The sequence below is a fragment of the Paractinoplanes polyasparticus genome (assembly GCF_019710575.1).
GTDB lineage: Bacteria > Actinomycetota > Actinomycetes > Mycobacteriales > Micromonosporaceae > Actinoplanes > Actinoplanes polyasparticus.
Genome location: NZ_JAHWFK010000041.1, coordinates 189,905 through 211,845, shown reverse-complemented (window position 1 = coordinate 211,845; position 21,941 = coordinate 189,905). Strand labels below are relative to the sequence as shown.

At 71.3% G+C, this 21,941-nt stretch carries 15 protein-coding genes; 6 read left to right on the top strand and 9 right to left on the bottom strand.

All coding sequences use genetic code 11. The features are described from left to right. Window positions 1-31: 31 nt before the first annotated feature. On the bottom strand, window positions 32-4,213 hold the full coding sequence (locus KXC43_RS35455; RefSeq protein WP_221380574.1) for a hypothetical protein: 4,182 nt from the start codon (window positions 4,211-4,213) through the stop codon (window positions 32-34). A gap of 398 nt (window positions 4,214-4,611) precedes the next feature. On the opposite strand from KXC43_RS35455, the gene dnaB reads away from it, so the two are divergent. Next, the gene (gene dnaB / locus KXC43_RS35450) at window positions 4,612-6,066 is read left to right on the top strand and encodes a replicative DNA helicase (protein WP_221380573.1); all 1,455 of its coding nucleotides are present in this window, start codon (window positions 4,612-4,614) and stop codon (window positions 6,064-6,066) included. Between the two features lie 4 nt (window positions 6,067-6,070). Here dnaB and KXC43_RS35445 read toward each other — a convergent pair whose 3' ends face one another. Genes KXC43_RS35445 through KXC43_RS35430 form a run of 4 tightly spaced genes read right to left on the bottom strand, consistent with a single transcriptional unit; the run spans window position 6,071 to window position 11,049 of the window. Next, the gene (locus KXC43_RS35445; protein WP_221380572.1) at window positions 6,071-6,400 is read right to left on the bottom strand and encodes a hypothetical protein; all 330 of its coding nucleotides are present in this window, start codon (window positions 6,398-6,400) and stop codon (window positions 6,071-6,073) included. Further along, entirely contained in the window at window positions 6,397-10,299 is a 3,903-nt protein-coding gene (locus KXC43_RS35440) for a toxin glutamine deamidase domain-containing protein (protein WP_221380571.1), read from the bottom strand. The genes KXC43_RS35445 and KXC43_RS35440 overlap by 4 nt, the downstream gene beginning before the upstream one ends. Continuing rightward, complete coding sequence (locus tag KXC43_RS35435; RefSeq protein WP_221380570.1) at window positions 10,296-10,631, bottom strand: hypothetical protein; 336 nt, start codon at window positions 10,629-10,631, stop codon at window positions 10,296-10,298. The genes KXC43_RS35440 and KXC43_RS35435 overlap by 4 nt, the downstream gene beginning before the upstream one ends. Beyond that, window positions 10,624-11,049 carry a YbaB/EbfC family nucleoid-associated protein gene (locus tag KXC43_RS35430; protein ID WP_221380569.1) on the bottom strand — a complete coding sequence of 142 codons (426 nt, stop codon included), beginning with the start codon at window positions 11,047-11,049 and terminating at the stop codon, window positions 10,624-10,626. Before KXC43_RS35430 ends, KXC43_RS35435 begins: the two co-directional genes overlap by 8 nt. 104 nt (window positions 11,050-11,153) lie before the next feature. Here KXC43_RS35430 and KXC43_RS35425 point away from each other — a divergent pair, with 104 nt between their 5' ends. Beyond that, window positions 11,154-12,359 (top strand): SUKH-3 domain-containing protein, encoded by a 1,206-nt coding sequence (locus KXC43_RS35425; RefSeq protein WP_221380568.1) that lies wholly within the window; start codon window positions 11,154-11,156, stop codon window positions 12,357-12,359. A 60-nt stretch (window positions 12,360-12,419) separates the two neighbouring features. Here KXC43_RS35425 and KXC43_RS35420 read toward each other — a convergent pair whose 3' ends face one another. From KXC43_RS35420 to KXC43_RS35410, 3 genes are all read right to left on the bottom strand, one after another. Next, a complete protein-coding gene (locus KXC43_RS35420) occupies window positions 12,420-12,821 on the bottom strand; it encodes a TFIIB-type zinc ribbon-containing protein (protein WP_438870934.1) in 402 nt (133 codons plus the stop codon). A gap of 1 nt (window position 12,822) precedes the next feature. Beyond that, window positions 12,823-14,052 (bottom strand): glycosyltransferase 87 family protein, encoded by a 1,230-nt coding sequence (locus tag KXC43_RS35415; RefSeq protein WP_255645403.1) that lies wholly within the window; start codon window positions 14,050-14,052, stop codon window positions 12,823-12,825. Between the two features lie 875 nt (window positions 14,053-14,927). Next, complete coding sequence (locus tag KXC43_RS35410) at window positions 14,928-17,462, bottom strand: putative bifunctional diguanylate cyclase/phosphodiesterase (protein WP_221380615.1); 2,535 nt, start codon at window positions 17,460-17,462, stop codon at window positions 14,928-14,930. 461 nt (window positions 17,463-17,923) lie between these two features. Here KXC43_RS35410 and moaC point away from each other — a divergent pair, with 461 nt between their 5' ends. Genes moaC through KXC43_RS35390 form a run of 4 tightly spaced genes read left to right on the top strand, consistent with a single transcriptional unit; the run spans window position 17,924 to window position 20,564 of the window. Further along, window positions 17,924-18,415 carry a cyclic pyranopterin monophosphate synthase MoaC gene (moaC, locus tag KXC43_RS35405; protein ID WP_221380567.1) on the top strand — a complete coding sequence of 164 codons (492 nt, stop codon included), beginning with the start codon at window positions 17,924-17,926 and terminating at the stop codon, window positions 18,413-18,415. Window positions 18,416-18,417: 2 nt separating this feature from the next. Continuing rightward, window positions 18,418-18,906 carry a MogA/MoaB family molybdenum cofactor biosynthesis protein gene (locus tag KXC43_RS35400; RefSeq protein ID WP_221380614.1) on the top strand — a complete coding sequence of 163 codons (489 nt, stop codon included), beginning with the start codon at window positions 18,418-18,420 and terminating at the stop codon, window positions 18,904-18,906. Window positions 18,907-18,915: 9 nt separating this feature from the next. Continuing rightward, window positions 18,916-20,151: a molybdopterin molybdotransferase MoeA gene (locus KXC43_RS35395; protein WP_221380566.1), complete on the top strand. Its 1,236-nt coding sequence runs from the start codon at window positions 18,916-18,918 to the stop codon at window positions 20,149-20,151. After that, complete coding sequence (locus KXC43_RS35390; protein ID WP_251802661.1) at window positions 20,148-20,564, top strand: molybdenum cofactor biosynthesis protein MoaE; 417 nt, start codon at window positions 20,148-20,150, stop codon at window positions 20,562-20,564. Before KXC43_RS35395 ends, KXC43_RS35390 begins: the two co-directional genes overlap by 4 nt. Here KXC43_RS35390 and KXC43_RS35385 read toward each other — a convergent pair. Continuing rightward, on the bottom strand, window positions 20,551-21,738 hold the full coding sequence (locus KXC43_RS35385) for a glycosyltransferase 87 family protein (protein ID WP_221380565.1): 1,188 nt from the start codon (window positions 21,736-21,738) through the stop codon (window positions 20,551-20,553). The genes KXC43_RS35390 and KXC43_RS35385 overlap by 14 nt on opposite strands. Between the last annotated feature and the right edge of the window lie 203 nt (window positions 21,739-21,941).

The following is a 21,941-nucleotide window of genomic DNA, read 5'->3' as shown; positions in this document are numbered from 1 at the left end:
CGCGGTTCAGTGGGGCTGCCGGCGTGGGTGGTCAGCTGAGGCTGTTGCCGGTGATGGCCGAGGTCAGGACGGTGGCCAGGCCGCCGCCGACCACGGCCGCGGCCAGGCCGACGCTGACCGCCTTCCACGAGTGGCTCACGAAACGCAAACCGACCGCGACGAGCACGCTGAGCACCAGCGAGATCAGGAACTGCGGGGCGGCCTTGGCCAGCGTGCCGAGGGCGTGTCCCTGGGCGCCGGTGCCAACCACCAGCATGTACGCGACGAACAGGACGACCGGGACGCCGTACCAGATGACAGTGTAGCCGACCGCGGCGAGCGGACTGCCGGACTCCTGTTCATCCTCCTCGTCGTCCGGATTGAGCAGGTCGCTCTTCCGGCCCGTCGGATAGCCACTGGTGACCGGGCGGCGTTCGTACGCCCCGGAAGGACCGTTCCAGCTCGCGGCGGCCCGCTGGGGAGCCGCGGTCGCCTCGCGCCCGACCGGCGAGATCAGTGAGGTCGACGTGGTGGATAAGTTTGATTGTCCCGAGACCGCGGCTGAGCCGCCGGACCGAAAGGGCACGTAATCCGAGGTGCCGTAGCGGCGGGATTCGCCGTCGGCCAGGTCGCTCTGATCGGACAGGTCGCGCCGCCAGTCGCCCCCACCGCCGTCGCGGTAGGTCGCGCTGCCACGGGCTCGCTCGCGGCGTTCCTCGAGTTGCCACTGGCTCGGTTCGGAACGTGCGCCGGTGCTGGTCGGATCGTCCAATGACCAGGGTGGGGCTTCGGCCTGGCGCCCGCCGGTCTGCCACGCCTCGGGGCTCAGCGGCTCGGCGGCGTACGCACCCGGTTCGACCGCGCCGCGCCGACCGGTCGGCGCGTCATCGTCGGCGCGCCGGCGACCGGAACGCTGCGGCTCCTCGAGCGGGATGTACTGCGGCACGCCGCTCGCCGGGGCGGTGGCGGAACCGGGAGGCAGGGCCGGCGCACCCGAATAGCCGCGCGGCGAGCTGACCGGGGCGGAACCGGAGTAACCGAGCGGGCCGCCGGGAACCCCGCCGGTCGGCGCGTTGCCCGATCCGCCGTAGCTCGGGGCGCTGCGCGGAGCGCTGGGAAGGGCGGGCTGGCCGCGATACGGAGCGGTGCCGCCGCCACCGTAGGCCGAGCCGCTGCGCGGGGCGTTGCCCGGTTCGTCCTGATAGGACCGCCGGGGAAGCGACGTCGTCGGCGTGCCGCCGTAGTCGTCGTATCGGTCGCGGCTGGGGACGGCGCTGGTGGGGGCGCTGCCGTAGCCGCGGGGTTCGTCGTACGGGTCGCGGGCGGGGACGGCGCTGCCGTAGCCCCGGGGTTCGCCGTATGGGTCGCGGGCGGGGTCGGCGCTGTAGCCGCGGGGTTCGCGATCGGGAGCCTGGCCGCCGTAGCTGCGGGGCTCGCCGTACGGGTCGCGGCCCGGGATGGAGCTGGTGGGTGCGCTGCCGTTTGCCCGCGGAATGCCGTACGGGTCGCGGCTGGGGATGGAACTGGTGGGTGCGCTGCCGTAGGGCTCGCGGTCGGCCGGGGTGCCGTAGTTGCGCGGCTGGTCGTATGGGTCGCGGCTCGGGATGGAGCTGGTGGGTGCGCTGCCGTAGGGCTCGCGGTCGGCCGGGGTGCCGTAGTTGCGCGGCTGCTCGTATGCGTCGCGGCCGGGGATCGCGCTTCCGTTGGCGCGCGGAGTGTCGTAGGGCTCGGTGCCGTAGCGGCTCGGGCCCGAACCGGCCGGGGCACTGCCGTTGGCTCGCGCAATGTCGTAGGGCTCACGACCGGACGCGGCGCCGTAGCCGCGGGGTTCGCCGTATGGGTCGCGGCCGGGCGCTGAGCTGGTAGGCGCGGTGCCGTAGGGGTCGCGGCCGGGTGCCGAGCTGGTGGGCGCGGCGCCGTAGCCCGGAGGCTGGTCGTACGGGTTCGGGCCGGCCCGGTAGCCGCGCGGCTCGTCGTACGGGTCGCGGGCGGGACTGGTCGGGGCGGCGCCGTACGGGTCGCGGGCGGGTTCTGCGCTCGTGGGTGCGCCGCTGTAGCCGTACGGGCTGCGGCCCGGGACCGAGCTGGTGGGTGCTGAGCCGTAGCCGGCGGGGTCGGCGTCGCCGTAGCCGCGGGGCTGGTCGTACGGGTCGGCCGGCATTGCGCTGCGGGGTGTCGGGCCCGGGGGCAGCGACGGCGGGGGCGAGTTGCGCCAGCCGGTGGGCGGCTCGGACTGGCGCGGCTCGGGACGGGCTTCGGGCTCGGCAACGGCCGGCGGGGGTGGGGGCGGCAGGGCGCGCGGGCCCTCGCCGGCCGCCTCACGCCGCGCGGCCTCGCGGCGCCACGCCAGGATGCGCGGGTCGTCGTCGGAGCGGCTCCATTGGCCGGTGTCGGGGTCGCGGACCCAGCTGCTGGTGTCGGGCTCGGCCTCCCACGACCCGGTCTGCTCGCGCCAGTCGGAGCCGCCCGCGTTGTACCTGGCGCGGCCCTTGGACGGGCCCCCGCGTGGAGCAGAGGTCGGAGCCGCGGACATGGGCGCGGCGCTGCGCGGGGCCGACGACGGCGGGGCGGACATGGGAACAGCACTGCGCGGGGCCGAGGAGGGTGGCGCGGGCATCGGGATCGCGCTGCGCTGGGCTGACGTGGGCGGCGGGGCGGGCATGGGTACGGCGCTGCGCTGGGCCGATGTGGGCGGCGGGGCGGGCATGGGTACGGCGCTGCGCTGGGCCGATGTGGGCGGCGCGGGCATCGGGATCGCGCTGCGCTGGGCTGACGTGGGCGGCGGCGCGGGCATCGGGACGGCGCTGAACGTGGCCGTCTCGTCCGATTCGGAACGGGACCGTCGAGCGGCGCGTGGTTCCGGCGGGGCGAAGGAACCAGTGTCGCCGCGGCGCGGTGTGTCGGCGTCGTCGGCATAGCGGCGGCTCCGGCGGCCGCGGCTGGTCGGCGGCTCGTCGGTGTAGCGAGGCTGCTCGTCGTCGGGGGCGTAGCGCGAGCGCGGGGTGGCGTCGTAACCCGCGGCGGCGTCATCGCGGCGGGGCTGGCGCGGCGGTGGCTCGTACGGTGTCGCCGGTGGCATCTCGTAGCCGGGAGCTTCACCGTACGGACTCCGGCCGCGGTCGGCCTCTTCCCGGCGATTGACGTTGCGGGAGCCGAAACCGGTGCCCGTCGTGTTCCAGGAAGCCGGCTCGGGCGAGGCGGGAGTATCCCCGTACAGCTGAATGCCGCCCGTGTCGGTGTGGCGGGCCCAGTTGTCGGTGTTCTCACCGTTCTCGGCGTCGGAGCGGCCGCTGGACCAGCCCGTACCACCGGAAGGCGCGTAACCCGGCTCGGGAGCGCGACGCCGCCCCACCGAGGGTGACCCCGCGCCGGCATCGCGTTGCCACGCGGCGGCGCGGTCGTCCTCACGCACCAGGTGGCGGCCGTCGTCGCGGGCGTCGTCGGAACGCAGCCACGTGGCGCCGCTGTCGGCGGAACGCTGGTCGGTCAGGTCGGTCCAGGTCGCTGAGCCCTCGATGGCGTCCCGCTGCCAGGACGGACGGGAGTTCCACGACTGCTGCTGGCCCGGCTCGACCAACTGTTGCCAGGACGTGGAGCTTTCCGCGGGCGTACGGGGGGAAGGCTGTTGCCGGCTCGGCGTGGCCGGCTCGGCGGAAGCCGACCACGACCGGCTCGGCGCCTCGGGCTCGGTCGGCGAGTCGGCGAACTGCTGCCAGGCCGGGCGGGCGTCGGTGCCCGAGTCGCCCGACCAGGCGGTGCTGGAGATCGCCGGCTGAGCCATCGGAGTCTCGGTCTCGGCCGGGTAGGAGTCGTTGCCGTCGGTCTGCCAGGCCTCGGTTGTCGACCGCCAGACGTGGGAGCCGGTGGTGGAGCGCCACTCGGTGGTCTGCCGCCAGCGGGCGCCGGCGGCCCGCCACTCGGCCGTCTCGGTGCGCCAGCCGACGCCGTCGGCCGGGAACGTGGTACGACCGGCGGCGGCGACGTCGGACCAGCGGTTCGCCGGCTCGACGGACTGGTGCGGGTCGGATTCGGCCTGCTGGGCCCACTGGTCGGCCCGGCGCTGCCAGTCGAGAGCCTCGGCGCTGGGCTGCAGGCTGCCGGTGTCGGTGAGGGACGACCATTTCGGCTCAGGATCGGCGAAATCGGGCGAATCCGAGGTACGGGGGGACCACTGATCGGCGGCGCGTCGCTCTCGCGACATGCGGGCGCCGTAGTCCCACTCCCGTTGGTCCACGACAAAAGCGTGCCTTCCGCGCGTCGGAACCGCAACGCCTCCGTGCGACGGCTTGCTCACGCGAGGCACCTTTTCGCAGTTGTGCAGGAGTTTTTCTCCCTCCACAGGTGGGGACAGCGAAATGCCTGCTGGCGAAGGCACCACCCCCGTCGTCCCCAGGAGTTGTACACAGGCTGTGCACAGGGCTGCCCACAGGCTGGGGCGGGATGTCCACAGGTTGTCCCGAGGCTCGTCCACCGGTGCGCTTGGGCAGGTGGCGGCCGGGTTCGTACAGTGGTGCCGCCGCAGGCGCGGGGCTTGATCGGGAGTTTTTCCTGATCATGGCGGGGATCAGCCGAAAGTGTCATACCCGGGCTGTTTGATCAGGGATGCACGTACGGCTAATGGAGGAGGTCCGGGTGTCGATCACCGACGAGACACGTCCGCCGGCCCAGTCCGGCGGTGGACCGTCGGGTGGCGGGCCGTCCGGCGGCGGGTCATCGGGCGGCGGACAGTCGGGCGGCGGCTCCTCCCGGGGCGGCGCCTTCGACAAGTCCCCTCCGCAAGATGTAGCCGCTGAGCAGGGCGTTCTCGGCGGCATGCTGCTCTCCAAGGACGCCATCGCCGACGTCGTCGAGATCCTCAAGGTGACGGATTTCTACCGTCCGGTGCACGCCTCGATCTACGACGTCATTCTCGACCTGTACGGGCGGGGTGAACCGGCCGACGCGCTGACCGTGGCGGCCGCGCTGGCCGACTCGGGTGATCTGCAACGCATCGGCGGCGTGCCCTATCTCCACACCCTCATCGAGAGCGTGCCCACCGCGGCCAACGCTGCTTATTACGCACGCATCGTCGGCGAGCGGGCCATCCTGCGACGCCTCGTCGAGGCCGGCACCAAGATCGTCCAACTCGGCTACGGCGCGAACGGCAACGGCGGGCGTGACGTCGACGACATCGTCGACCTGGCCCAGCAGGCCATCTACGACGTCACCGAGAAACGGGTCAGCGAAGACTTCGCCGCCCTGGGCGACATGCTCCAGCCCACCCTCGACGAGATCGAGGCGGTGGGCGCCGCCGGCGGCGTGATGACCGGCGTGCCAACCGGCTTCTCCGACCTCGACCGGTTGCTCAACGGCCTGCACCCCGGCCAGCTGATCATCGTGGCCGGGCGCCCCGGTCTCGGTAAGTCGACCGTCAGCATGGACTTCGCCCGCAACGCGGCAATCCGCGCCAACTGCGCCAGCGCGATCTTCTCCCTCGAAATGAGCAAGATCGAGATGGTCATGCGTCTGCTGTCGGCCGAGGCCCGGGTGCCCCTGCACGTGCTGCGCTCCGGTCAGCTCACCGACGACGACTGGAGCAAGCTGGCCCGGCGCATGGGCGAGATCAGCGAAGCACCGATCTTTGTCGACGACACCCCCAACATGAACCTCATGGAGATCCGGGCCAAGGCGCGCCGCCTCAAACAGCGGCACAACCTCAAACTCCTGGTGATCGACTATCTGCAGCTGATGTCCTCCCCGAAGAAGACCGAGAGCCGCCAGCAAGAGGTCTCCGAGCTGTCCCGTGGCCTCAAGCTGCTGGCCAAAGAGGTCGAATGCCCGGTGATCGCCGTGTCACAGCTGAACCGTGGCCCCGAGCAGCGCACCGACAAGCGGCCGCAGCTTTCCGACCTGCGTGAATCCGGCTCCATCGAGCAGGACGCCGACGTCGTCATCCTGCTGCACCGCGACGACTACTACGACAAGGAGAGCCCGCGAGCGGGCGAGGCCGACTTCATCATCGCCAAGCACCGAAACGGCCCGACCGACACTGTTACGGTCGCTGCCCAGCTGCACCTGTCCCGCTTCGTCGACATGGCCATCACCTGAGCCGTCACCCGCGCGGCGGGCCGTAGTTCCAGCCGTTTCGCTCGCCCTCGTCGGACATCTCGGTCAACACGGTCTCGCTCGGCAGTTCGGTGTGCAGAACGTCCCGCGAGATCTGCTCGGCAGTTCGGCGGTCCACGGGCCGGCCGCGGTCCTGTTCCTGATCGTCGTAAAGGACAGGAGCCGCCAGGTTCGGCGCGTAGATCCATTGGCGGCGCGGAACGCTCCACAACACGGCACGCAACGCTTGGTCGCCGGGCTGATACGCGACGAGGCTGGTGACGGTCGATCGATCGTCGCTCCGCAAGATCGCCTTGTAGCTGAAGCTCTCCGTCATTCGATCAGGCCCATCCCGTCGAGGCCGGGAACGTCGTCGAGTCCTAGGCCGTGCCGCTGAAGCTCGTTTTCAAATGATATGCCGCGGGTGCGGAGATCCTTTTTGTACTGTGCGAGTGTGCTGGGCTCCGACCGTAGCCAACCGGCCAGGGTGGTCACCTTCTCTTTGACGTCGATGATCAAGTGAAGGTCGGTTGGTCGGTGGGCATAGATGTCGAGACGCTTGTTGGTCGCCAGGATTTCGAGGAAGGCATTGACTCGCTGATAAGCCGGCTTGTGACCTAGGCGCACGGTCTCGTAGCTGTCGTGCGTCTTCGTTCCTACCTCCTGTGACAGAGGGGTGGGAAACTGAACCTCGATTCGGAACCCCTCCTGAGTGGTCAGCCAGACGTTGAGACCATTGTGCCGCCCGTGATCTGCCCAGAAGCTCGCGGCGCTGGCCCGCTCGTAGCCGAGTTCGCGGAGGCCCGCCAGTACCTGGGTCACTGTGCGGCCGTAGTTCTCCTCAGGTGTTTCGACCGAGAACCGAACGCGGTCTTTGACGCGGCTGATGAATTCGTCAAGGCCGACGTTCCCGGTCTCAAAGGCCTCGAGGAACTTTCGGCTCAGACTCTCGACCGACTTGACGCGGTGTTCTTCGCCAACCAGCCGCGCCGCGTTGTGATCAAGGGCTTGCACCACTGCGCCGAGATCTCTGGACACCTGCTCGGCGACGCGATCGGCATCCGACATAGCTGCGCTGAGGGCCGTTCGCTGATCGGGAGTCAGCGAATCGAACGCCGGTTGTTCGGACGGTTGTTCAGCGCCTTGATCGGTTCCGGTCGGGGGTTCGGTGGACCAGGAGCCGGGGCCGTGGTGGGGCAGGGGAGTGGGGTGGCCGGAGGCGTTTACTACCAGGGCTTCCAGGGAGACGAGGTTTGTGGGGGTGGGGACTCCGTGGTGGGTGTAGAGAGGGGTGTGTTCGGAGATGCGGCCGATTTGGGGATCTACGTAGAGGACGGTTCCGTTCTGGTTCAGGGCGGCCCAGGAGTGGCTACCGCCGCCCTCCAGGTCGGTGATCAGGAAGGCGTAGGAGCCGTGGCCGGTGTTCAGTAGATGGTTGGTTAGGTTTTGTATGGCCTGGTCCATTTTGGGCTTGGCGGCGGTGGGGTCGGCGTCGGCCAGGTAGGGGCACAGGTTTTGGAAGTCGCCGCCGGTGGCCAGGCGTATGCGTTGGACGCCTTCTGTTTCGCCGCCTAGCGGGCGGTCCGGGTTGCCGTTCGCGTAGACGTCGAATGTTCTGGGGGCCGAGACTCGGGGGCGGCCGTGAATGTAGGTGTCGAAGAGGGACAGGACGCCGTCTACGCAGTTCAGGCCTCGGGTCGGGTCGGCTGCGGGGCCGCCGTCGTTGGCCAGGCGGAACCAGGTGCCCTCTCGGGGGTCGGGTAGGCGGGAGACGTTTCCCTCGCGGTCTCGGGGGACGGCGTTCTCTATATCCGTCTGGTGTACGGCCAGTGGGGGGCGCAGACCGCCGACCGAGTTGTAGTGGCGGGTGCGGTCGATGGGTGGGCGGCCGGCGAAACCGTCCAGCGCGGAGCGGTCACCGGTGCGGACTCCGCCGGGGGCCAGGTTGCCTACGTCGCGGTTGATGCGGGCCCATTCGGGTGGATCGACCTCGACGCGTTCGGGGGCCAGGGCGCCCGAGCGGACCTGGGTGATCTGGTCCTCGATCTCGGCGACGATCTCGCTCAGTTCGCGTGCCTGGTGGCGGTCCTGGGCCTCGCGCAGGGTGAAACCGGCCCGGCCGGCCTGGTCGGCGGTCCGGCCCAGGTCGAGGATCCGGGCGCGATTGTCCTCGGCGATCGAAACCAGGTAGGCGGCGTATTCGTCGCGCCGGTTCTGCTCGTGGGTCTGGCGGGCGTGGGCGGCGTAACCGAAATACGCCCGCTCGTCGCGTACCTCCGGCTGCGGGGGGTTCGCCGATGTCACGGCGTTTTCGAGCGGTCGGCGTACGGGCTGACGCGGTGCCGTCCGCGGGCCGAGCGCGTCGGCGATGCGCTCCAAATCGGAGAGTGAGCTCCGCCGCGATCCCGGCGCCGCGGACCCGGGCGCATCGCCAAGCCGGGGGCCTGGCGACGCTGCGGGGTTGCCAAGTCGAGGGCCTGGTGACGCCGTCGCAGCGTCGGGGCGCGGGCCGAACGATGCTGCCCGCTCGCCGGGCCGAGGGCTTGATGACGGCGCCGAATCGCCAGGTCGACGGCCGGTTGAAGCTGTCATACCGCCGGGGCGGGGGCCGAACGATGCTGCCGGACTGGCGGGGCGAGAGCTGAATGGCACTGCCGGACCGAACCCGACCATGGATGTTGCGGAGGGCGGATTTACGGCTGGTGCCGGCGATGAGACGGCGGGGGTGGAGGTGGGCGGATCGGCGAGTCCGACCGTTGCTGCCAGCAAGCCTGTGCCGTCCGATACCGGGGACTCCGAGGGCGGCGACGGCGGTGAGCTTGTGGATTGTGCCGACAGGGATGGCGAATCGGTGGGGGACGGCGCCGGGGATGTGGAGACGGGCGGTGAGTCGGTGGGGGACGGCGATGGCGACGTGGGAAGGGGCTGTGAGTCGGCCGGGGACGGGGCCGGCGGGGTCGGAGCGGGGGATGAGTCGGCAGGGGACGGGGTTGACGGCACTGAGTCGGTGGGGCGCGGTTCCGGGGACGACGAGTCGACGGTGGGTGTGGCGGTGGGGGATGTGGGGTCGGGGTTGACTGCGGCGTTCGGCGGGGAGTTGACCTGATCAGTGGCGCTGGAAGCCGTCGTGGGGAGTGATGGGGCTTCTTCTGCGTTTGTTGACGGTGAAGCGTTCGCGGGTGGGCCGTCGTTCGGGGTGCCCCGGTCGGACAGGGTGACGCCTGCCGCCGTACTTTCGAAAGCTTCGCCATCGAAGGTCGGTAGCGGGGCATTGCCGATGTCGATGGATGTGGGCATTGTGTGCATGCCGCCGCCGACGGCGCCGGAACTGGCGGATTTTGCTATTCCAGCGGCATCGGGCAGTTCGCCGTAGGTGGCTGCGGCGCCGAACTCGGCCATTACCTCGCCGCCGGCGCCGCGCAGCATGCCGCCGTGGCCGTGCGCGCCGGCCTGGGCTCCGGTTGAGGCGACTCCTCCGGCGAAACCGGCCAGCGCGGTCCGGCCCATGTCCTCGAGGTCGAAGCCGTCGGAGCGGCCGGTCGACTGCTGATACATCTGGATGCCGCCGTTGGTGGCGATCTCCTCGCGGGCCTCGTCGAAGCCCTCGTCGAGCGCCTCGCGGCCGAGCCGTTGCAGGCCTTCGCGGCTCGTCACCTGCTTGATCGCGCGACCCGCGGTCTGCTTGAGGGCCTTCGTGCCCAGCTGCTCGACCAGGCGGCGGAAGATCTGCTGGACGGCCAGGCGGGTGGCGACGATGAGCCCGCCGGCGGCCGGTGACGCCGCGCCCAGGGTGAGCGCGACGGTGACCGCCATGCCGACGAGTTCGATGAGGAAGATGCCGATCTCGATCCAGGCTTCGATCTTGGCCGCTTCGAGGTCGGCGCCGGCGCCTTCGACGAGTTTGCCCAGCTCGTCCGATACGCGCAGCAGGTCGTGGAGCGGCGCGTCGTCGTCGCCCGCGACCATCCGCCAGGCGTCGGCGAAGCCGTCGGCGGTGACGCCCGCGCCGCCGTAACCGGACAGGAAGCGGCCGGCGGCCGACATCGCAGCCTCGTTCGGCTCGGCCAGCGACGTGGCCAGGGCGTACCACCGGTCGGCGACGTCCCAGGTGGCGACCTCGTTGCCGGCCGGCCAGTCGAAGCCGACCACCCACTCGAGCGCCTCGTAGGCCCAGGCGGGGACGTCGAACGGGCTGAACTCCAGCGGGTGGGGGATGGGGCTGGGCAGCACGGTCATGATCGGCCCCGATACGTGGAATGGACACGCTGTGCGGCTTCGGCGTCGGCGGCCAGGTTGTCGCGGACGGACAGCGCCGCGGCGTCGCCGAGTCCGGCCAGGTAGGCCGCGAGCTGCTGCCACGCGTCAAGTACCTGCTGCTCGAACGGCCGGTAGTGCTTCTCGAAGGACTGGCCGTACTCGTCGCGGCCCCACGGGACGGCCGAGCTGGCCGCTGCGATCTCGGCGCCGGCCCGGTTGCGGCGCGCGCCGAGGTCCTCGCCGGCCGCGCTCAGGGCGCTTGATCCGGCGAGGGCCTCCTCGGCGTCGAGCCGCAGCCGGGCGTCACTCATCGCGGCCGGCCAGGTCCTGAACGATCTCGTCGGACCGTCCGAGCAGCGAACCGAAGTTGTGGTCGCGCAGATAGCGAAGGGCGCCGGAATCGGGCGGGAGATAGTCGGCCATCAAAGTCTGAACGCGTTCCGCGGCACGCTCGGCAGCAGTGTGGACGGTGGCGACGATCGTCCGGGAGACGTATTCGTTGTCCATGTTCCGGGTGGCCCGGCGGATGAGCCGCAAATCGATCAACTCGCCGCGCGGGCCGACCGTGACGCGGACGAGTCCGTCATTCGAGACGACGGTGACGCGGACGTCGTCGAGGCGTCGCTGCAGACCATCCAGATCGGACCGCAGGCGCGCATACCGCTCGTGCACTTCCGCGAGCCGGTCGCGCAGTTCCCGATTCGCGTCGCGATTTGCCGTAACAGCCACCGGGTCACACCCCTCGTCCGTGTCGGGACTTTGCGTGTTCGGTTAACTTCAATCTGCGAACGTCGCCACGGGCGATCGGGTTCAGGGCTTCGAGAGGAGGCGCGGTGATCACGCGAGCGGAGGCCGAGGCGATCGCGGCGCGCTGGGCGCGCAACGAATCCGAGCAGCGTGGGTACGGGTGTGAGCCGATGCTCAGCGAGTTCGACCTCGGTTACGTGATCTGGACGCGGCAGCCGACGTCTGTGCGTCCCGTGCCCGGTGACGGCGCACGCACGGTGATCGACCGGGAGACGGGAGTGCTCTCTACCTGGCCCGGGGTGCCGCCCGAGGAGATCGCCGCCATCTATCGCGACCGCCGTCCGAGCCCGCCGGGAACGGTGGATCCGGCCGTCGCGCTGCATCGTCTGACGCGTCGCCGGCCCACTCCGACGACGGCCGCGCATCTGACCGTGGGTGAGCGACTGTTCCGCGCTCAGGGTGCGAAGGGTGACCAGCGAATCAGTCACCATCCATTGGTGGTGGACAGGCTCGACAGGCTGGGCACTGAGAGTCAGGTGCGCGGCGTCGAGCGGCACGCCGAGTTGATCGCCCTCTCCGACGCGTTGCACGAGGCCACCCGCGCCCGCGGGCGGGAGTTCGCGCTCGACGACGCGAGGGCCTGGCTGACCGGGGCCGCGTTCGCTGCTTTCCTCGTACGCGACCAGGGCGATCCCGTCGGCGGGCAGGAGCACCGCCCGTGCGAGACGTGCATCAGCGTGCTCGTCGACCTGGCGGTGCTCCCGTGGTCGGACAGGGCGTTCGCGAGCGAGTGGCGGCACGGCTCCGACCGGGTCCCGGTGGCCGGGCGCTTCCCCCACGAGGTGGCGCGCACACTGGCCGGCGGCGGGTGGATCGGGGCGGGCACGGGATCACAGGGCGAGGACGCTGTCGATCGGGCGGTCGAGGCCTCCGGCGGACGGCTGAGCCCGTCCGAGGCGGCTCGGGCAGCGGTGGCGGACTTTCCCGGGGTGCGCTGTGCGCGGCGGGGGCCCGGGCTGCGGCGGGCGATCCGGCTGTTGCGGCTCGATCCTGTGCCGGGGGCTCACTCGGCGGCTGCGCTGGCCGAATTCGCCGAGCTCACGGGCGTGCCACTCTTCCCAATCGGGATCGAGGGCGGCGACGCGGTGGTGGCGATCGACGAGCTGGGGCGGGTGTTCGTGTTCGACCAGGGCGGCGAGTGGTTCGTCGGCAGCACGCTCGACGAGGCGCTGACCGGGCTGCTCACCGGCGACGGGCCGGCGCGGCGCGTGCGCGACGACGGCACGTGGTAAGCACAAGTTGACCCCGCCGCCGGCCCCGGACGGGACCGGCGGGCGGTGGCCGGCGCGACCTCAGTCGAAGAGGTTGTGCAGGAAGCTCTTGCGGCGCTGGTAGTGGCCGTGGTGGCCACGCTGGTAGTGGCCGTGGTGGCCGTAGGCGGGGGCGTGACCCGGAACGGGCGCCGGCGGGTAACCGTGCGTCGGCTGGCCGTAGCCCGGCGGCGGAGGCGGCGGGGCGTAACCACCCGGCTGGGGCTGGCCGTAACCCGGCGGCGGCGGAGCAGCGGCCGGACGCGGCGGAGCGGACTGCGGCGGAGCCTGGCGAGTGTTGAAATTCGACTCGGCCTCGAACAGCTTCTCGAGCTCACCACGGTCGAGGAAGATCCCTCGGCACTCGGTGCACTGGTCGACCGTGACGCCGCTGCGCTCGTACACTCGCATCTCGCCGTGACACTTCGGACAGGTCATCTGCATCTCACAAACGGTACAAGGCTGTGTCATCCAACGGGCCACTTGTGGCTGTGTGGTTCCTGTGTGCCGGGCGCAGGGCGGCGGCCCAGAAGAGGAACGCGATCGGATACAGCAGGTACCCGAAGCGAGTCGTCGGCATCAGCAGAATCGCCGCCAGCAGCCCCCAGCCACAGATCAACGACGCGGTCGCGGCGGTGCGCGGGGGCCACCAGAGCATCCGTACGGTAATGACGACCGCCACCGCGGCCAGCAACCCGAGGGTGAGATAGCGGCCGTTGGGCACGTTCTGTGCGATCAGGTACCCGGGGAACGGGGACTGCGCCGGACTGGTGACGAGTCCGTGCCCGAGCGGGAAGCGGATCACGTTCTCGACGAAGCCGTCCTGGCTGACCTGGAACGGCGGGACCAGCACGAGAATCGGCAGACCGATTGCGCCCGGCAGCAGCCGGCTACCCCGGGCGACGGCCATGGCGAGGACGGCCAGGACGGCGACCACCGGCAACGCGAAGAGTTTGCAGGCGGCGGCCGCGCCGACGGCGACGCCGGCCCAGCCGTAACGGTCGGTGGCCGCGAGAGCCAGCGCCAGCAGGCAGAAGGCGAGCACGGGGATGTCGTCGCCGCCGGTGGCCAGGGTGAGCGCGCAGATCGGCAGGACGGTCACCGCCTGCAATGCGCGGACGGTCGGGAAGGACCGGGCGGACCGCAGCAGCAGGACGGCGGCGATCAGGATCAGGGCGGTGGACAGGGCGAACCAGATGCGGGCGTCGGTCCACCAGACATCGCCGAAGAGGGCCCGTGGCAGGCCGAAGATCGACATTCCCGGCTGGTACGGGCTGTAGCCCATCAGTCGTCCGGTGTCGGGCAGGGCGGCGATCGTCTCACGCGAGAGGTACGGGGTGCCGGTGTTGAGCAGACGCTCGCCCATGTGCTCGACGACCATCACCTCTTCCTGGGCACGGTCGGTGCGGCCGTCAGCCCGCTGGATCGCCTGGACGACCACGGGAACCAGGGCGGCCGCGGCCCACACGATCCAGGTGACGGTGGCCCGGCTTCCGTTGCCGAACAGCGCGGCCAGGCGGCTGGTGGCGCGGCGGCGGGTCAGTAGGTGGCCGGTGAGCTGGAGGGCGGCTACGACGAACGCTCCGGCGTAGGCCCAGACGGCGATGGCGCCCCACGCACGGTGGGGCAGCAGGGTCGAGTTCAGCGCGGTGATGAGGGCGAACCCGGCCGACAGGGCGTAGAGGGCGAGGTCTACGGCGTAGCCGCCCGCGGCCTGGTCGACGCGGGCGAAGAACCGGCCGAGACGGCCGGGCGGGGCCGGCTCGCCGACGGGTCGCGTGGCCTTTTTGTCCGTCGGGCGCTTGGCGGGCCGTCCGGTCTCGCCGGGCTTGGCCGGGGATTCTTTGGGCGGCGCCGCATCTGCTGCGGCGTCAGGGGGCGCCGCGGCGAGCGGGACTTCGGAGGTGTCGGCCGGGGTTGCCGCCGGGTCGGTTGCTGTGTCTGGCTCGCTCGATGCGGCCGGGCTGGGCTCGGCGGGCTCTACGGTCGACCTGGGCGTTGAGGATTTGTCGGGCTCTGCGGGCTTTGCGGTTGGTTCGGGCGTGACCGACTCAGGTGCCGTAGTTGGCTCGGGCGCTGTGGCCGACTCGGACGCTGCATTCGCTTCGGGTGCCGCGGGCGTCGCCGGTGCCGGGGGTGCGGCGGGTGACTTCCCGGGCTCGCTTGGCGTGGGGGCGGCGGCCTTGGTACCAATCCGGGAGGTCTTGGCGGGCTTCGCCCCATTGGTGGTGAGTGGCTTGTCGCTGATGACGACGTACATGCCGATCTGTGCACCAGCGCTCGGCGTCTTCACGGGCGGTGCGGGATCCGGCTGACTCGCCTTCTCGGTGCCGCCCTCATCCGGCGCCGCGACCGGAGCATCCGCATCAGGGCTCGGTGATTGAGCGTCGGCCGGCGTGGGCACTTCGTCCTTTGTAGCCGGATTGTCGGGGGTGCGGCCTTCCGGCGTACGCGGGGAAGGGTCTGGCGATTCGTCGGCTGAGCTGGGGCCCTCGGGGGTGGAGGCAGGCCCTTCAGCTGCTGATTTGCTCGCCGTCTGCCCTGGTTCAGTCACGCGGGCAAGTGTGGCAGAGCGGATCGGCCCGACCCGCCGGACCGTCGCCGCGACATGCGGACGACTGCGCCACCATCGTGCAGCGACGCCGCGAGGGTCCCCGGCCGTCCGGCCGTTCCCCGCTGCAACGTCGCCAGCAGCCGTGCCGCCGACATCGGCCGGGCGAACAGATGGCCCTGACCGGCTTCGCAGCCCAGGCTCCACAGCGCGTGCCTCTGCGGCTCGCTCTCGACGCCCTCGGCGATCACGGCGAGGTGCAGGCTGCGGGCCAGGTCGACCGTCGAGCGGATCACCGCGGCGGCCTCGGACGACGTCTGCACGTTGCCGACGAACTCGCGGTCGATCTTCAGCTGGTGGACGGGGATGTGGGACAGCACCGACAGCGGTGTGACGCCGGTGCCGAAGTCGTCGAGAGCCAGCCGTACGCCCGCCTCGCTCAGTTCGTTGAGCGCGCGTCCCACCACGTCGAGCTGGCTGAGGGTCAGCGTCTCGGCGAGCTCGAAGATCAACCGGTCGGCCGGGACGGCGTGCCGGCTCAGTCGGGCCAGCACCGTCTCGGGGAAGCTGGGGTCGAGCAGGCTGCGCGGCGACACGTTGACCGCGACGGGCAGGTCGAAACCGGCCTCGCGCCACAGGTCGGAGGCGGCGAGCGCCTGGTCGAGCACGGCGTCGGCGAACGCCGGCAGGCGGCCGGAACGCTCCACCGTCTGCAGGAACTCCATCGGCGTGAGGTAGCCGTGCTCGGGGTGGTGCCACCGGGCCAGCGCCTCGGCCGCGGTCACCTCGCCGCTGCCGAGGTCGACGATGGGCTGGAAGTCGACCACGAACTCGTGTTCGGCCACCGCGCGCTGCAATTCGCCGCCGAGCACCAGGCGGCTGACGTCGGCCGTGTCTTGCGCGTGGGCGTACGTCGCCGTCTGAACCCCGGCCCGTTTGGCCTGGTACATCGCGATGTCGGCCCGTCGCATCAGCTCGTTGACGCCACCGCTGCCGGGGGCCAGCGCGATGCCACCGGCCGCCTCGACGGTGATCCGCATGCCCTCGACCTCGATGGCCGCGTCGAGCGAGGAGAGCAGGGTGTCGGCGCGGTGGCCGGCCATGGCGGGGGTGGGCAGGTCGGTGAGCAGGACTGCGAATTCGTCACCGCCGAGCCGGGCCACCATGTCGCCGGGGGCGGCGGAGTCGCTGAGCCGCCGGGCGACCTTGCGCAGCACCGTGTCGCCGGCCGCGTGCCCGAGGGTGTCGTTGATCTCTTTGAAGTGGTTGAGGTCGATGAGCAGCAGCGCCACCACGCCGTCGTCGGTCTGACCGTCGAAGTGGCGGCCGGCCCGTTCGTACAGCTGGCGCCGGTTGGCCAGGCCGGTGAGGGCGTCGTGGGCCGCGTCGTGGGCGTTCTGGGCGCTGATGCGCTCGAGTTCGGCGTACGCGGAAGCATTGCGGATGGCCGTGCAGAGCGCCGACGCGAACGTCTTCAACTTGTACTGCTCGAACTCGGTGAGCTTGATCGCACCGCCGAAGCGCAGCCGGAGCATGCCCACACGCAGGGTGCCGTCGTGCGCGACGAGATCGGTGGTCAGCTCGTCGTCGGTCGGCTCGGGCTCGTCGGTGCGGGCCGGGCCGTCGTAGCGGATGCGGCCGGCCGATCCTGTGACCACCCGGTCGGTGCCGGCCGTGGTGAGGTCGATCTCGGCTTCGCCCGCTGAGAAGATGACCGCGGCCCGGGAGACCGCCGAGTGCAGCACCTGGGTCAGGTCGACCGCGTTGAGGGCATCGGTCGCCTCGGCCAGACGCTGCCAGGATTCGCGTTCCTCGCGGGTGCGCATGCTGCCGGTCTGCCAGAGCTGGAGGCAAGCCACGATCATCGGGAGCAGGAGCAGCAGGAAGACGTTGGCCTCGTAGGCCAGCAGGGCCAGCACGACCAGCGTCGCGACCAGCCGGAAGAGCTGACCGACCAGCTTCACGTCGAGGTTCTTCGTGGCGACCTGGCGCAGTGGGTTGCCCGACGAGATCGCGATCACCGGCACGAAGGCGGCCTGGTCGACCAGCGCGATCGCGCCGAGCGCGAGCACGGTGGCGCCGATCGCGAACGGGGGATGGCTGGAGTTCGGATCGACGCCCAGCGCCAGGAAGACGGCCGCCGCGGCGGAGCCGGCCAGCGTGTCCTTGGCGACCTGCCAGGTGTCCTTGAGCAGGCCGCGGCGCATCGCGAGGCGGCGCAGCGTGGTTGCCAGGGCCCAGCAGAGGATGACCCAGGGCGCCGGCACGAGCACGAAGCCGATCACCACCGGCACGTCGACCCAGGTGTAGACGTCCTGGTTGGACAGCACGCGGAACCGGACCCGGAGCCAGCCGGACACCATGATCGCAACGAAGATCAGGCTGACGACGAGGAAGTCGGGTGGTGTCGTCAGCTGGTCGGCGGTGAAAGCCACGACGGCGCCGGCCGCTCCGAGCGCCAGAACGACGACGAGACCGACGAACAGCCGGAGCTGTCGATCGGTCGCGTCGTCGTTGGAGCTCATTGAGGCCATACGGATTCCCGTCACCGAGCGCATCGAAGTCGTAGCTTCGGGCTCAAGCCTATTCATCCGAGGCCCTTTCGCGCACCTATGCGCTCATTCCCATTCCTGGCCGCTCATGGCGCTCTCCTCGCTCGCGCTGGGCCCGTGGCCCTCGAATCAGGTCGTGTCGCGACGAAAGAAACGCTATATGCGGAGAAGCGAGTTTCATAGGGATTGGTGCCGTTTTGCGCAGAAAGCGGTAACCCTTGAGGAATTGATTACCCGCAGTCTCGGCGCGAGAACGCTGCGCAATGGCGAAAGTCGTTTTGGTGTAACGTGTCCGCATGGCGGAGGGTGTCGTTTACCTAACGCTGCGGAATGCTGCAAGTTCCCCCGTCCGCAGATATTAACCCTCTTTCCGTACCCCACCTGACCAGCCAAGAGATCCTTAAAATCTGTCATTGACAATTGGGTTTCTATAAACTCCCGGTATGCCCGACGAATCCCTGCTTACCCATGTCGACGAGGCCGGCGCCGCGCGCATGGTCGACGTCTCCGCCAAGGCGGTGACCACCCGCCGTGCCGTTGCCGCCGGTCGAGTGGTGACCACTGCCGAAGTGATCGCTCTTCTGCGGGGTGACGAACTACCCAAAGGCGACGCGCTCGCGGTGGCCCGGCTCGCGGGGATCATGGGCGCGAAGCGGACGCCCGATCTGATTCCGCTATGTCATCCGATCGGGTTGCACGGCGTCGTTGTCGATCTCGAGCTGACGGCCGGCACGATCGAGATCACCGCCACCACCAAGACCGCCGACCGGACGGGCGTCGAGATGGAGGCGCTGACCGCGGTGGCCACGGCCGGGCTGACGATGATCGACATGATCAAGGCAGTCGACCCGGCGGCCAGCATCGAGTCGGTGCGGGTGCTGCGCAAAGAGGGCGGGAAGACCGGCGACTGGGTACGCCCGGAGGACCGGCCGTGACGATGTCCGCGCGCGTGATCGTGGCCAGTAACCGGGCCGCCGCCGGGGTCTATGCCGACACGAGCGGCCCGCGCCTGGTCGCCGGCCTGCGCGAGCTGGGCTGCGCGGTGGGGGAGCCGGTGGTCGTGCCGGACGGCGAGCCGGTGGCCGACGCGCTCCGCCTGGCCGTGGCCGACGGCATCGACGTCGTGCTGACCAGCGGCGGCACCGGCGTCACCCCGACCGATCGCACCCCCGAGGCGACCCGCGGCCTGCTCGACTTCGAGATCCCCGGCATCGCCGAGGCGATCCGGGCCCACAGCCGCGACAAGGTGCCCGCGGCGGCCCTCTCCCGGGGGCTGGCCGGCGTCGCCGGGCGCACCCTGATCGTCAATCTGCCCGGTTCGACCGGCGGGGCCAAGGACGGGCTCGCCGTTCTCGGGCCGTTGCTCAGACACACCGTCGACCAGATCCACGGCGGCGATCACCCTTCGCCGGGCGCGGCTGGATAGGCTCGACCGGTGAGCGGCGACGGCACCACCTCGGTCGACTGGGAAAAGGCCCGCGAGCTGGCGTACGCGGCGGGGCGCGCGGCGGCCGGCCCGGCCGAACCGGTCGCGCTGCCCGACGCCGACGGTCGCACGCTGGCCGAGCCCCTGCGTGCCCTGACCGACCTGCCGGCGTTCCCCACTTCGAGCATCGACGGCTGGGCTGTGCGCGGTCCGCAACCGTGGCGGCCGGTCGGCCGGGTGCTGGCCGGCGGCGTGGCGGCGCCGCTGACCGAGGACGGCACGTGCGTAGAGATCGCCACCGGCGCGATGGTGCCGGCCGGGGCCGAGGCGCTGGTCCGGATCGAGGCGTCCACTCGCGACAGTGACGGCCGGGTCAGCGGCGAGCCGCGCGTCGGCCCCGTCCCCGAGTGGCGGCTGCCGGGCGAAGAGGCGAGCAAGGGCGAAGAGCTTCTGCCGGCCGGCGCGGCGATCGACCCGGCGGTGATCGGCGTCGCCGCCACCTGCGGCTACGAGTCGCTCAACGTCTACCGCCGGCCGCGGGCCGGTTTGCTGGTCTTCGGTGACGAACTGCTCACCGGCGGCACCCCGGGCGCCGGTCGGGTGCGCGACTCGCTCGGCCCGCAGGTGCCCGGCTGGCTGCGGCGCTATGGCGCGACCGTCGATCCGGCGGCGGTCGCCGGCCCGGTGCAGGACACTCTCGAGGCCCACCTGGCAGCGGTTCGCGATGCTCTGGCCGGGGCCGATCTGGTCTGCACCACCGGCGGCACGATGCACGGACCGGTCGACCACCTGCATCCCGCCCTGGCCGAACTCGGCGCCGAATACATCGTCAACACCGTGGCAGTCCGGCCCGGTTTCCCGATGCTGCTGGCCCGGGTGCCCGGCCCCGACGGCCGGCCACGTTTCCTGGCCGGACTGCCCGGCAACCCGCAGTCCGCCGTCATCGCGCTGATCTCGCTGGTCGCCCCGCTGCTGGCCGGTCTGCACGGCCGCCCGGCCCCGGCCCTGCCGACGGTCGAGGTGGCGGCCAAGGTGCGCGGGCGGGGTGGCGACACACACCTCGCGCTGGCCCGGCTCGACCACGATGGACGGTCGGCCACCCCGGTCGGCCACGTCGGCTCGGCGATGCTGCGCGGTCTGTCGAACGCGCACGGCTTCGTCGTCGTCCGCCCGGGCACCGAAGCAGCCCCCGGCGACCTCGTCCCGTTCCTGCCCCTCCCACTCGTCACCGGGGAGCGCCCGTGATCGCCATCGCCGAGGTTCTCGACACCCCACTCGACCTGGCCGCCCACGAGAAGGCGGTGGCCGACCCGCGGGCCGGGGCCGTCGTGTCGTTCCAGGGCGTGGTCCGCGACCACGACGACGGCCGCGGCGTGACCCTGCTCGAGTACGAGGGCCATCCGAGCGCCGCCGCCGTGCTGCGCGAGGTCGCCGCCGAGATCGCGGCCGACCCCGACGTCTACGCCGTGGCCGTCTCACACCGGGTGGGCACGCTGGCGATCGGGGACGTCGCCCTGGTCGCCTCGGTCAGCACGGCCCATCGGGCGGCGGCGTTCGCAGCCTGTGCCCGGCTGGTCGACGAGGCCAAGGCGCGGCTGCCGATCTGGAAGCGGCAGGTGTTCGCGGACGGTACCGAGGAATGGGTCAACTGCCCCTAGGCCCGGGGATCGCCGGCACCCGGGCCGGGCCGGCCGGACGGCGCACGGGCAGGCGGGCCGGCACGACCGCGGGCCGCCACGGCAGCGCGTTCATCAGGACGATCACGGCGAGGGCGTACGCGTTCCAGCCGGCCGTCCATCCCGCAGGCAGCAGCACGAGCAGGTAGGCGACCAACGCCCCCGCCGCGTAGCCGGACCCGGTGAAGCGTCGCGGCCGGGGCCGTCGCGCGACCCGGACCCGGGCCGCCGCGTCGAGCAGGATCAGCACCGCCGGCAGCACCCAGACCAGCTCGTGGCTCGTGGTCACCGGGGCGATCGCCGCCCCGGTCAGCCCGACCAGGGTGAACGCCGCAATCTCGTCCCCGTCGGCGTGCGCCGCCCGGGCCCGGATGAGACCGACCGCGAGCAGCAGCGTGGCGAACGAGAGCCAGACCAGCACCGGAGTGCTGGCCGAGTCGTAGAGGCGGGCGAGCAGACCGGCGAGCGACTGATTGGCCGGGTCGCCGATCGCCCCGGCGTGGTCGATCGGCTGGAGCAGCCCGCCCGGTTCGACCAGCAGACCGCCGAGCGTGAGCGTCGTCGCCGTCCCGATAGCGATCATCGCCGGCCGCCACCGGCGGATGACGAGCAGGTAGAGGATGAACACAACCGGACCGCCGGCCAGGGCAGTCGCGAGGCCGATGCCGGCGCCGCCCCAGGTTCCGGTCGACCAACAGCGCCGCAGCCCGTCGAAGCGGCCGCGCGGCGGACGGGAGGCAGCCGGGCCGGGCCACCAGGCAGCCCGTCGCCGGGCCCAGGCCGCGCGCCGCAGCGCCACCACGTCGGCGACGATCAGGCCGAGGACCACCACGTCGAGGTGGCCCAGGCCGATCGACGCGCGGACGGGCTCGGCCAGCAGGGCCAGTGCGGCCGCCACGAGCGCGGCCGGGCCTCGTCGGCGCCCGTAGCGGCGGGCCACCGGGCCGGCCAGGGCGAAAGCGGCCAGCACGAGGGCGGTGAGGCCGGCCAGGGCGAGCAGCCAGGCCGCCGTGGCGAGCGGCAGAGCGGAGAGCGGGGTCAGCAGGGCGGTGGCGACCGGGGGTAGCTCGGACGGCCTCGCCGTGACGGCCTGACCTCCGTACGCCTGAAGGAACCAGCCGACCGCCCACAGCGCAGCCAGGCACCCGAGCCCCACCGCAGCGGACCTGTAATTCCGTACATACTGCCCCCACGCCGGCATGGCGCGACCCCCGTCGCTCTCGTCCTCCGGGCACGGCGAAGCCATGCCAGCCACGAAGCCGGAGAGCGGCGTCATGGCGGAACCGGGCCGCAGCCGAGCGAAGCGAGCCTAGGCGCAGGCGGCGTGTGGCGAGGCCCCTCGTCCGCTTTAACGCAAAG

Excerpts from the sequence above, each read along its gene's own strand:
- KXC43_RS35445 (WP_221380572.1), bottom strand. The coding sequence starts at position 6,400 with ATGACGGAGAGCTTCAGCTACAAGGCGATCTTGCGGAGCGACGATCGA.
- KXC43_RS35400 (WP_221380614.1), top strand. The coding sequence starts at position 18,418 with ATGTCCGCGCGCGTGATCGTGGCCAGTAACCGGGCCGCCGCCGGGGTC.
- KXC43_RS35420 (WP_438870934.1), bottom strand. The coding sequence starts at position 12,821 with ATGCAGATGACCTGTCCGAAGTGTCACGGCGAGATGCGAGTGTACGAG.
- KXC43_RS35440 (WP_221380571.1), bottom strand. The coding sequence starts at position 10,299 with ATGACCGTGCTGCCCAGCCCCATCCCCCACCCGCTGGAGTTCAGCCCG.
- KXC43_RS35435 (WP_221380570.1), bottom strand. The coding sequence starts at position 10,631 with ATGAGTGACGCCCGGCTGCGGCTCGACGCCGAGGAGGCCCTCGCCGGA.
- moaC (WP_221380567.1), top strand. The coding sequence starts at position 17,924 with ATGCCCGACGAATCCCTGCTTACCCATGTCGACGAGGCCGGCGCCGCG.
- KXC43_RS35410 (WP_221380615.1), bottom strand. The coding sequence starts at position 17,462 with ATGGCCTCAATGAGCTCCAACGACGACGCGACCGATCGACAGCTCCGG.